The 11,550-nt window shown below is 43.2% G+C and carries 7 protein-coding genes; 5 read left to right on the plus strand and 2 right to left on the minus strand.

All coding sequences use genetic code 11. The features are described from left to right. Positions 1 to 239: 239 nt before the first annotated feature. Both hmpF and O9295_RS18140 read right to left on the minus strand, forming a co-directional pair. Positions 240 to 1,880 (minus strand): pilus motility taxis protein HmpF, encoded by a 1,641-nt coding sequence (hmpF, locus tag O9295_RS18135; RefSeq protein WP_288034314.1) that lies wholly within the window; start codon positions 1,878 to 1,880, stop codon positions 240 to 242. Further along, on the minus strand, positions 1,859 to 3,190 hold the full coding sequence (locus O9295_RS18140) for an RNA-guided endonuclease InsQ/TnpB family protein (protein WP_288034317.1): 1,332 nt from the start codon (positions 3,188 to 3,190) through the stop codon (positions 1,859 to 1,861). The genes hmpF and O9295_RS18140 overlap by 22 nt, the downstream gene beginning before the upstream one ends. Before the next feature lie 1,476 nt (positions 3,191 to 4,666). Between O9295_RS18140 and O9295_RS18145 the strand changes: the two genes are divergently transcribed. From O9295_RS18145 to O9295_RS18165, 5 genes are all read left to right on the plus strand, one after another. Beyond that, a complete protein-coding gene (locus tag O9295_RS18145; RefSeq protein WP_288034320.1) occupies positions 4,667 to 5,905 on the plus strand; it encodes an RNA-guided endonuclease InsQ/TnpB family protein in 1,239 nt (412 codons plus the stop codon). A 217-nt stretch (positions 5,906 to 6,122) separates the two neighbouring features. Further along, entirely contained in the window at positions 6,123 to 6,488 is a 366-nt protein-coding gene (locus O9295_RS18150; protein WP_288034321.1) for a response regulator transcription factor, read from the plus strand. Between the two features lie 91 nt (positions 6,489 to 6,579). After that, the gene (locus O9295_RS18155) at positions 6,580 to 7,110 is read left to right on the plus strand and encodes a chemotaxis protein CheW (RefSeq protein ID WP_190722674.1); all 531 of its coding nucleotides are present in this window, start codon (positions 6,580 to 6,582) and stop codon (positions 7,108 to 7,110) included. An 89-nt stretch (positions 7,111 to 7,199) separates the two neighbouring features. Further along, the gene (locus O9295_RS18160; RefSeq protein WP_288034324.1) at positions 7,200 to 9,878 is read left to right on the plus strand and encodes a methyl-accepting chemotaxis protein; all 2,679 of its coding nucleotides are present in this window, start codon (positions 7,200 to 7,202) and stop codon (positions 9,876 to 9,878) included. Positions 9,879 to 9,951: 73 nt separating this feature from the next. Beyond that, positions 9,952 to 11,163 (plus strand): glycosyltransferase, encoded by a 1,212-nt coding sequence (locus O9295_RS18165; RefSeq protein WP_288034326.1) that lies wholly within the window; start codon positions 9,952 to 9,954, stop codon positions 11,161 to 11,163. The last annotated feature ends 387 nt before the right edge of the window (positions 11,164 to 11,550 follow it).

An 11,550-nucleotide genomic window follows, 5' to 3' on the forward strand; every position in this document is an offset into this window, starting at 1 on the left:
TTAGGGCTGGCTGAATAAATCTAAAAACTTTGTTGGGTAAGACTTTTAGACCTTTTGTCAATCAAAAAGTACTGGATCTGGGAGTGATCGGGGGGAAATTTAGGCACTTTTTCCCTGAAAATTAGGTAATTGGCCACCTCAAAACTGGTAAAACCCCACACCCCACACCCCACACCCCACACCCCACACCCCACACCCTGCCCCCAGGAAAAACTTTTTGCCGCAAACCCTAATTAAGCCTAACTGTTAATAGCGTAATGATAGGCACTACCATTAGATTCCATAGGCATCAACCACTGGGAAATAGTTTCTAGTTTTTGACGGATTTGATCGAGTTGATCCTGCACGGGTTGCAGGAAAGTTTCGTACTGTTGTACCTGAGTTTTTAAACGCACTAATACCAGATTAGCATCGCGCCATTGTCGCTCCTGTTCTTCAAATTCACGAGTTTTTTGCTCTAAATCCGACCATTGCTCATCAATAGTATCGCTGCTTTTTTGTAAATCCTCTTGTAGTCCCTTGATTTCTGCTGCTAAATGTTGACTTTCTTGGAGATTATTTTGATAACTATCCTCCAGGAAAATTAACAATGGTTCAAAGCTACATTTTTGGGCATCTTCTGGGGATAAAATACCCTGTCTCCGTTGCAGAATTTTCAGATGTTGAGAGCGAATAGCTTGCCTTTCCTGGAGATTACGTCTTTGTCCGACCAAAGTTGCCGCCAGCATTCCTTTTTTTTCCTGTTCCTCGGCTAATTCGGATTCTAAATTAGCTCGCTCGGATTCATCTATTGTGGCCATTCTTGCTTCTAATTCTTCCACGGTTTGGCATTGGAGAGTTAATTCTTCCTCTTCGTCGTTGACAAAAATTTCCCAGCGCTTGAGGTCTGTTTGTAAGTTCTTAACTAAGCTCTCCAATTCTTCTAAAGGCATTTTTTCAAGAGCTTCTAGATCGATTTTACCATCAAAATCTAGTTCTTCCCCTTGCAGGAGACGAAGGAGCATTTGTCGAGTAGAATCAGTGGTTTGTAGGGTGAGGTTAAGGCGCTCGAATAATTCCTGTTTTTGACTCAGAACAGTTTCTTGTATTTGTAACTGTATTTTAGCCGTTTCCAAAGCATTGCGACTCGTCTCTAATTCCCTAGCTCTTTGTTCGAGATAATCGAGCATTTCATCGTTGGCGACCTGACGATTTTCCACAGCTTTTTTCTGCTCCTCTAAACTCTGCCAACAACTATTTAAAATTGTCTGTTGTTCCTGCACAGATTCAAGAGTGGAATGGATAATTTGTGAGGGAGAATTGCCCCGATCATGATTATTAGCTAAACGCTCCGCTAGAGAGCGAATAAATTGTTGTTTTTCTGGGGAAAGATTGGGGTAGGAGTTACAATTTATTTGTCCTTCTTCCAGGTGTCGCTGTTGCTCGTTTAATTGTTGTTTTAGGGTTTCCAGTTCTTGTCTTTTGCGCTCTAAATACTCGAATTCTGCCTCTATTTGTTCAATTTGCTCGATTCTTGTCTCCATTTCCATTTTCTGGCGGTTGAGAATCTCGCTTTGATAGGTGAGGGATTGTTTCCACTGCTCGATTTTCTCTTGATCTTTCTTGCTGCGCTCCATCAAACGGGAAATCTTTTGCAGTTGCCGCACCATCTCCGCTCCCGCTAATTCCGGGTTTCCTTGCAGTTGACGATTATTGCTCAAATTTACCAAGAGAAGCGCACCTTCACCCAGGGAGTTAGTTTCGTCGTAGGTTAAGATATCTTCCCCCGGTATGGCACTCCACGTCTGATCATTATGCTGACAGGCCAATAGTTTCAATTCGGTTTTGTAACCACCGATAAAACCTCTAGTCTGTTTTTTTACTTCTGCAAGGTATAGCACGAGTAGTTGTCCTCCATAATAAAAGTTTTTTTGACTTCTCCGACCCATAAATGACGGAGGATTCTCAGCGGACTTCGCGTCTTTTTAGCTGACCAGCACTTGAATTTCTGGGGACGAGTCAAAACGCCCCTAGACACTCGACTTAAATCAAAATTAAGTGTTGTGCTTACTTTCCGAATTATGTTAGCTGCCCCATTAGCATCAGCATTAATATACTGATTTTGAGCAGTCCGATACAATCCTCTTTTTGTTCTCTTTCCTGATGGTTGCCACCCTTCGGGTTTTTCAACAAATTTAGGTAGCGAGTCATTGTCTAAGAATGAAGCTTTTGAGGTATAACTTTCTTCTGTTTCAATAAACTTAATCCCACACTGTTCACACAATTGTCTAATGCGTTCTTTGAGTTTTGCTGTCGGAATTGAAACAAAAGATTGATGGTTCTTTTTGCCTAAATTACCTTCCCTCTTTTGGTCTTTGTTCCTTTGATGCTCAAGACAGTGATTAATAACAAGTCTAGCTGCTTTATTAACAGCATCTCTTATTTGTCGATTACGCTTTTCTGTGATTTTAGCGAGTTGAGTTGACCAAAATCCTTGAGGTTTTCCTTCTTTGAGAGTAGCTACCTGCTTGTTGTACCAACGATTAACAGACTTAAGATGCCTTCCATCAATTACAAAGCTAGTACCAAGACGAGAAACTCCTGTTAGCCAATTGTTTAAACCAGGCTCTAAACCTAGCACATTATCGGGATTGACCTCAATCTCGACTGGTTTACTCTCATCAACAAACTCAACATAAAAACAATGATTTCTGGGCAGTATTCTTAATTCCTTAATTTCTTGAAACCTCAAATTGGAGGTCATTGGCCAATAGAAGCTATCAAGTCCAAACCATTGCTTAACAGTTTTTCCTAAAGGGATTCTAATTTGATTATCAACCCATTTTAGGGCTTGCTGGGGATAAGTGACAAGGAACAGACTTTCTTTTTTTATGTATTTAGGTAGATGAGGCTCATCTGTTAACTCTCCCTTTCTATATTTCTGGTTTAGCTCTTTAAATGATTTAAAGGACTCAGCAACAATTCTAAGTATTTGCTGTGCTGCCTGAGAGGATAAAACTTGATAGTGTTTGTTGTTTTTATACTCTTTCTCTAAATCAAATTTACCAATAATTTTATGGGTTTTGAAATAAAGTTGACGGGCATAATAAATTCCACAGTTAGTCAGCTTATGAGACTCAGCACAAATGAACTCAAGGATAGCCTTTAAATGTTTATCCATGCTCATTAGATTTTGCTGGCATCTATACATTGTATTTTTACCTCCTGATGTTATACTAACATAAATGCACTAAGCTGTTCATAATTTAAATTGCTTGTTGAGACGAGGCAAGAGGCAACACCCCCCCCGATGTCGGGGGGGTTGGGGTTGGGGGGGGGAGATTCGGCTAATCTAAGAATAAGCGGTTTAAATACGTCTTAGCTTCATTATATATGTATGAAGACTAAATCATTAACAATTCGTTTTGACCGCAGAAGAAATAAGCTATATTGATATGCTGCCCAGAAAGACAAAACCATAACAGCACTCATCGAAGACTGGATTGATAGTCTAAAATTAGAGGAAAAGGATACGACGGGTTAAAACCCGTCGAGTCGCATTTCATCCATTGCTTAAAAAGAGAATGGCTTTCATGCTCCCGTGTTCTTTCGGTAATCGGTTTTAGAGAGAGTTGGCGATCGAGGCTAGGAGCGGCCCGTCTGTGGTTTCGGTGTAACCATCCGATCCCAAAAATTTTTTAATTTCTATCATTCGAGTTTTTCTTTTTGATTCATACATTTGTTCTCAATTTTCCCTCTTCCCCACTGGAAAATTTTTGGAGATTTTTCAGCGCAAATGTACTGTCCTAGTCTCAAAAAATTCGGCAGTCAATCTCATAAATCGGCTCGTGTTTTCTGACCCTTTTTACCTCTGGCTGCTGTGAATAAGCTGACTACACATCTAAATTATCGGTTAAGACGGCATGAGAGCTACAAGCAAAGATAGGGAGCTAGAACTTTTGTACTAAAAATCTCTAGGGCTGGTTTAAATTCAGTAAAGCTTACTGAAAAATATGTTACATAATTAGCTTATCAGATTTATTATTAGTGACAAGAGGAGGTAATACTAAATCCTGTTTAAAAGGTATAGGAGAGTGGGGTGTGGGGAGAAGGGAGCGCTAGAGCTGCGGAGTGGGGAGTAGGGAGAAACAATTGATAACTTGAGAGTTAATCACACTATTAAAAACGGATTTGGTCTAAGAGAGCGTTTCTCATCAAGAGGAAGTATGACGGCATTTGGCATCATCCCCAGACGACCAGCTACTGCTCCAGCCTTTCCCAGTTCCGGCCTTGCCCAAAACCCGAGACTTTGTACCTCACAAGTAAGATAAATGCTTCTCCTAGACTAAAAGAAATAGGGTCTATTGGGGGAGATTCCGAGAAATTATGGAAGGAAGCTGCAATGAGATCGAGATTCGCAGTATTTTACTGAGGAATTTCAACTAAAAGCCTAAAATCCTAAACCCCAACACCCTAAAACCTCACACCCAACCCCCAAACCCGAAAAAAAATCTCTTGGCCGGTGGTTTTTAACGGTGGAATTGGGAACGATAGAGATGAAACCCGAAAGGGTTCACTACAGAAACCTAAAACTTTTTAAAGTTACTCATTTCTGTAGCTAGATAACTAAAATAAGTAGCTTTTGCTACCGATAGATTTTAAGAACGTTATCAGGTATAATCAAGACATGAAGCTAGTTGAACGCCATATCATCACCAAATCCCCTCCTTGCTGGTCAGAAATTGACCATTATGCCTTCTTGTCAAAAAATCTGTTCAATCTAGCTAATTATCATTATCGCCAATATTTCTTTGAAAACTCCCAAAAACTGAGTTTTAATCAACTCTATCATCTGGTATCTAAAACCTCAGATTATTTAGCTTTACCCACGAAAGTGAGCAAGCAGATAATCAGAAGATTAGAGCAAGCTTGGATTAGTTATTTTGCTGCTTTTAAAGCTTGGAAAAAACAGCCTGAAAAGTTTTTAGGAAAACCCAAAATTATTAGGTATAAGGACAAGACTAAAGGAAGAAACCTGCTAATATATTCTCAGGAATCAATTTATAAAAAACCTTTAAAAGAAGACCCCCCCAACCCCGCCGACGTCGGGGGGGCAAGGGGGGGTTGTCACTTGTCTATGAGCGACTTAAAAATTCCCACATCCAAGAGAGAAATAATTGCAGTGAGAATTGTCCCCAAAAGTAGCTGTTATGTCATTGAAATAGTATATGAAAGACGGTCGGAAACCACAGATAAACAACAGATAGCTGGGGTAGATTTAGGAGTTAATAACTTAATGGCTGTAACTACAAATAAAACAGGTGTAGCACCTCTTTTGATCAATGGCAGACCGTTAAAAGCAATTAACACCTTCTACAACAAACAACGGTCAAAACAACAAGCTCAATTAAAAACTCGAAATAATCAATCCTTATCTAAAGGCTTGATACTCCTGACTCATAAGCGAAACTGTCGAGGAGAAAATTACCTACACACAGCCAGCAAAAGAGTAATAGATTGGTGTATTCGACCTCAAATAGGGACGTTAATAGTTGGGCATAATGAGGGGATGAAACAATCTCTTAATCTAGGAAAAAGGAATAATCAACAATTTGTCAATATTCCTCATAATAGATTAATAGAAATGTTAACCTATAAAGGTCAATTAAAAGGAATAAAAGTCATAATAACTGAAGAATCCTCTACCTCACAATCGAGTGCTTTAGATAGGAATGAGTTACCGAAATATGGTGAAGAAAAACCATTATTTAAGGGAAAAAGGTTAGCTAGGGGACTGTATAAAATGGGAACAAATCAGTTGTTAAATGCCGATGTCAATGGGGCATTTAACATCATTAGAAAAGTAATTCCTGATGTCATTGACCAGGGAATAAGGGGTTTGCCGTTTAACCCGCTCCGTGCTTGACCCACTACGAATGACTAAGCTTTCAGGCTTTTAAGTAAGTTTGAGTAAGTTTAGTTGAGCGGTGAATCAAGTCCTTGTTTAGAGGGAAACCCCTGATAAATTTCAGATTGCGTTGGAGGCAAAAATGAGAGAAATTTCGGATCATCCGGTCAACGGGGACTATTATCGGGCATCTTTTGCCATTGTTGTTCTTGGCAGCCTAGCTAGGTAGGGAGTTATGAGCGAAATATTGCTGGTAGAAGACAGCCAAACGCAAAGGGAACTGATCTGTGATCTACTCCGCAATAGCGGCATTAAGGTCACGATCGCCACGGATGGGGTGGAAGCCCTCGAACATATTCAGAGAGCCAATCCGGATCTCGTCGTCCTCGATATCGTCATGCCCCGCATGAATGGTTATGAGCTGTGTCGTCGTCTCAAGTCGGATCCAAAAACCAAAAATGTCCCGGTGGTCATTTGTTCCTTGAAAGGGGAAGTCTTTGATCGCTATTGGGGCATGAAAATCGGAGCCGATGCCTACATTGTCAAGCCCTTTGAACCGATTGAGTTCATTTATACCATTAAACAACTGTTGCGCCGATAAAATCGCCCTCACCGGGGACAGTCTAGCTATGGCATAGGTCAAGACAGCTAAAAACGCCGCCCGAATTATTAGTTGCAAGAGAACTAAACTCATGCTTAACAACGCCGATTTTTTTGCTGGTAACGCTCAAAATATCGCCCCCGACAATCAGGAATTACAAACTCCCGTCGGTGAACTGTACTTGCGATTTTATCTACCCTCTCAGGACGAGTTTGCCCTTAGTGCCGTGGGAATTTGCGAGGTAATACAGCAACCACTAGATCGCATTACCCCCATTCCCAATGCTTCACCCTTGCTCCTCGGCACGATCAATCTCCGGGGTCAAGTGATCTGGGTGGCGGATCTCGGGCAATTTTTGGGGGATAGCAGCCGCTTAAACACCGATCGAGCCGAAATTCCCATAATTGCGATCAAAGAAGAGGAAACGATCCTCGGTTTAGCGGTGGAACGTTTGGGAGATATGGAATGGCTCGACCCAGATAAACTAGGTAGTGCCGCCAGTATTCCCGATCAGATCGCCCTCTATGTGCAGGGAGAGTGGATTCTGGGCCAAGAATCAAAAAAAACCTTAAGACTACTCGATCATCTGGCCATACTCCGTTTTGCCCGTTGGGCAGCTTAAAACCTGAAAAAAATAGCAGAATAGGATTTATAGGAATTCTTTCTTGAAACTACTAACTACTTCATTTAACTTTACTAGGGGAGGGGCAAATGCCGTCAGGGACAGAATACGCAAAACTTTATAGAAAGGCTAACACCGCCTATTGCCAGGGCAACCTTGAGGATGCCGCCATCATTGTCAAAGAGATGATCAGCAAGTATCCCGAGGATGCCAATGTCATGCTTTTACAGGGTCACATTCATCTAGGACTACAACAATACAGATTGGCGGAGGAGCGTTACGAAAAAGTGCTGCAATTGGCTAAAAATTCTCCCAATAGTTCCGATCTAGCCGATTATGCCCAGCGTGGTCTCGATCAGATTCGGCAATTGCGTTTTGAAGCCGAGGAGGGAGATTTTACGATCGCTGCTACGGAAAGCATTGCCTACAGCGAGGCAGCTTTCGATCTAGGTCAAGGTTTTAACCATTCTCGCTCCTGGAAGTCGCAAGGGGCTGACCCCGATGGACAAAATAAAGGGCTGGATTGGAATAGTAGTCTTTTCAATGAGGAGGATCCCAGCGAGCCTACGGTAAGTAAAGTCCATTCCTATGACGATGATTTTGAGGAATCGGAGGAAACCGCCTTTAGTGTCCTTACCCTGCCGGGCCCCGGCTCTCACGGTTCCCAGTGGTCTAGCGATTCGGCGGAGGGGGAAGCCCCTTTCCCCTTTTTAGAAGCGGCGGAGATTGACTCGCTGGAGGAAGGGTGGGACGGTGAGTTAGGGTCAACGGGAGAAGCCACTTTTATGGTTTCCTCTGCTCTGGGGGGAAATCCCCTCACCGGTAGAGATCAGGAGTTATCCTATAGGGATACCCTAGAAGAAAGCACTTTTGCCATTGACCCGGAATCGACCCACCCACAAGGGGCAAAAACTGGCCCTAATCAGGGCAGAGTCACTCAAAAAAGAGACGAGGAAGACGAAACCGGAGATTTTGGGCAACCAGAACTCAATGATGAGGATTTAGACGGTTTTTCCCCACTGGCTCTGACGGATACGGTTCAAGGACTGGGGGACTGGGAGCTATTTACCCCTTCGGGGGGGGAAGCTTTAAGTGGTGGTTTTCTCCCCGAACCCAGTGCGCGCCTTAATGCCAGTTCTGGTGTGGGAGAGCCTAGTTTTAATCCTTCTCGTCTAAAAACCCCCAATGACAAAAGAGATAGTCATCTTACCCATGCCTCCGAACTCTTGCTCAAGCCAGTGGTGGAAGTCAATCCGGGCAAATTAGGCTTTTTTGTCAACGCTTCTTTAGGCAAAAAACAACTAATCCTAGCGGCCTTAGCGGGTATTACCCCTGTGATCATAATTTTTGCCGTTAGTACCACCTCTTGGCTTTCTACGCTCTTGGCTGCCAAACCAGCCCCGAATAGCCAGGCAAAAACCGAAAAGGTTGCCCCCAAACCGGCCCCGAAACCGCCAGCCTCAGCCAGTCTTTCCCCCTTCAGTCAACCGGTACTAACCATGATGTTATTAACCGGACTGGGAACCCTAGCCCTGACTTGGCTAGGTTTACAGTTGCTAATTAGTCAGATTAAGGGCAGTCTCAACGATCTGCAAAGCCAATTCGATCATCTCTCGGAAGGTAATTTTAACGCTAAAGCGACGATCTACTCGGAAGATGAATTCGGTCAACTGGCCAATCGTTTCAATCAGATGGCTCGGGTGGTGGTAACTACCACCACGGAAGCCCAACGCCGCGCCGCCGAAACGGAACGGGAACGGGAAGACTTACAACGGCAAGTGATTCGACTTCTCGATGATGTGGAAGGAGCGGCTCGGGGAGATCTGACCGTGGAAGCGGAGGTAAGCGCCGATGTTTTAGGGGCGGTGGCCGATGCTTTTAATTTGACTATCCAAAACCTGCGCGAAATTGTCCGACAGGTGAAAAAAGCGGCCAAACAGGTGAATCAAGGCAGTACCAATAGTGAATCTTTCGCCCGCAATCAGTCTAGCGATGCCCTGCGGATGGCGGAGGAATTGGCCGTCACCCTTAATTCGGTACAGATGATGACCGACTCAATTCAACGGGTGGCGGAAAACGCCAGAGAAGCCGAAGAAGTCGCTCGCACTTCCTCGATTACCGCCCTGAAGGGGGGCGATTCCGTGGAAAGAACCGTGGCGGGAATTCTACAAATCCGCGAGACCGTATCAGAAACGGCGCGAAAAGTCAAGCGTTTGGCGGAAGCTTCCCAGGAAATCTCGAAAATTGTCGCGGTAGTCTCTCAGATTGCCTCACGGACCAATTTATTGGCTCTTAATGCCTCGATTCAAGCGGCGCAAGCAGGAGAGGCGGGCCGCGGTTTTGCGGTTGTGGCCGATGAGGTGCGTCAGTTGGCCGATAGAGCTGCTAAATCGCTTAAGGAAATTGAACAGATCGTTTTACATATCCAATCGGAAACGGGTTCGGTAATGACGGCGATGGAGGAAGGGATTCAACAGGTTATCGATGTCACCGAGCGCTCGGAACAGGCGAAGAAGTCCCTAGAAGATATTATCCAAGTTTCTAATCGCATCGATACGCTGGTGCGATCGATTACCGCCGATACGGTTAAACAACGGGAAAATTCCCTCAATGTCGCCCAAGTTATGCAGTCGGTGGAGTTAACCGCTCAGGAAACTTCCCAAGAATCCCAACGGGTGGCGGGTTCTCTGCAAAAATTGGTGAGTATCTCCCGGGAGCTGCTTTCTTCGGTAGAACGGTTTAAGGTAGACTCAGAGGATGATCGATAATCGGTGAGCGCTAATCAGTGGGTTATTGATTAGCCGCTATCCCTCAAGATTGACCGCTAGAGTGAGTAAAGTTATGCCTAAACTTAGTCTCTGCATGATTGTCAAAAATGAAGCCGAAAATCTCCGGCGCTGTTTGGATAGCGTTAAAGGGGTGGTGGATGAGATGATCGTTATGGATACGGGTTCGACCGATGATACGATTGCTATTGCTCAAAGTTACGGTGCCATAGTTCCTAGCTACGATTGGCGGGGTAATTTTTCCGATGCCAGAAATGAGGCTTTAAAATATGTTACTGGCGATTGGATTTTAGTCCTTGATGCTGATGAGGAATTAAATGCCGCTATCGTACCGAAAATGCGTCGGGCAATGGAAAAAGAGGAAAATTTAGTGATTAATTTAATCCGCCATGAAATCGGAGCCATACAATCACCTTATTCTCTAATTTCGCGGCTATTTCGCCGACATCCTCAGGTCACTTTTACCCGTCCCTATCACTCAATTATTGATGATAATGTGGCTATTTTATTAAAAAAAGAGCCTAATTGGAAAATAGTTGAACTGCCAGAAATTGCTATCTTTCACTACGGTTACACCGTGGATAAAATAGCCAGCTTAGATAAGTTTGAACGGGCAAGAAAAGCGATGGAGGGTTTTTATCAGCAACATCCCCACGATCCCTATGTGTGTAGTAAATTGGGAGGGTTATATCTGAAGATTGGCAGGGATAAAGAGGGTTTTAAGCTGCTCAAACACGGTTTAAAATGCCATGGCTCTAATCCGCATATTTTATACGAGTTGTATTATCATCTCGCTAATTATTATTATTCAGTAGAGGAATTTAAGCAATCAGCCGATAATTTTATTAAAGCGATTAAGCAGCCAATTTTAGATAAATTAAAACTGGGTGCTTATAATAATTTAGGTGGGTTATTATACGAAGCAGAAAAATACGAAACGGCCTTATCTATCTTTGAGAAAACCGTAGAAATTGATCCTAGCTATGCCGATGGTTACTATAATTTAGGACTGGTTCTCAAACAACTGCACCGGCTACCAGAATCGATTAAAGCTTATAAAAAAGCTCTCAAGTTAAACCCGGATAATCCCACTATTTACCAAAATCTAGGGGTTGCTTATATAGTTTTCGGTAGTTATAATGAGGCGATCGAGATTTGGCAAAAAGGCCTACAATTATTGAAAAATCAGGGTAATGTATCTCGCGCTGAAATGCTGCAAGAAACCCTAGAAGCTCTGGGAGCAAGTGTATTGAGGGATGAACAGTAACTGTTCACCGTTGTTGGCAAGATTGGGAGCAGCCACTGTACTAAAATTCTCAATAGGCAGTTGAAATGCAGTACATCTGATTGCTAAAACCCTGTCTAGTCAACTCCTGTGAGGATTTTTCCGAACTAATTGTTAATAGGATTATCGAGGGGTTAGACGCTGAAGACTCAGGGGTTTTGATAGAAATGATCAAGAGATAATTGCTGCCGTGTAATTGGGGTCTGCTGAAAAAGTTTTTCCTAGGGGCAGGGTGTAGGGTGTGGGGTGTGGGGTGTGGGGTTTTACCCATTTTCATCGGGTAAATTACCTAATTTTCAGGGAAAAAGTCCAGGGATTTTCCCCCCGACCACTCCCATATCTGGTACTTTTTGATTGACAAAAAGTCTA

Origin of the sequence: Microcystis sp. LE18-22.4A (genome assembly GCF_027531105.1) — a bacterium.
GTDB classification, from domain to species: Bacteria; Cyanobacteriota; Cyanobacteriia; order Cyanobacteriales; family Microcystaceae; genus Microcystis; species Microcystis aeruginosa.

Excerpts from the sequence above, each read along its gene's own strand:
- O9295_RS18165 (WP_288034326.1), top strand. The coding sequence starts at position 9,952 with ATGCCTAAACTTAGTCTCTGCATGATTGTCAAAAATGAAGCCGAAAAT.
- O9295_RS18150 (WP_288034321.1), top strand. The coding sequence starts at position 6,123 with ATGAGCGAAATATTGCTGGTAGAAGACAGCCAAACGCAAAGGGAACTG.
- O9295_RS18160 (WP_288034324.1), top strand. The coding sequence starts at position 7,200 with ATGCCGTCAGGGACAGAATACGCAAAACTTTATAGAAAGGCTAACACC.
- O9295_RS18140 (WP_288034317.1), bottom strand. The coding sequence starts at position 3,190 with ATGTATAGATGCCAGCAAAATCTAATGAGCATGGATAAACATTTAAAG.
- O9295_RS18145 (WP_288034320.1), top strand. The coding sequence starts at position 4,667 with ATGAAGCTAGTTGAACGCCATATCATCACCAAATCCCCTCCTTGCTGG.
- O9295_RS18155 (WP_190722674.1), top strand. The coding sequence starts at position 6,580 with ATGCTTAACAACGCCGATTTTTTTGCTGGTAACGCTCAAAATATCGCC.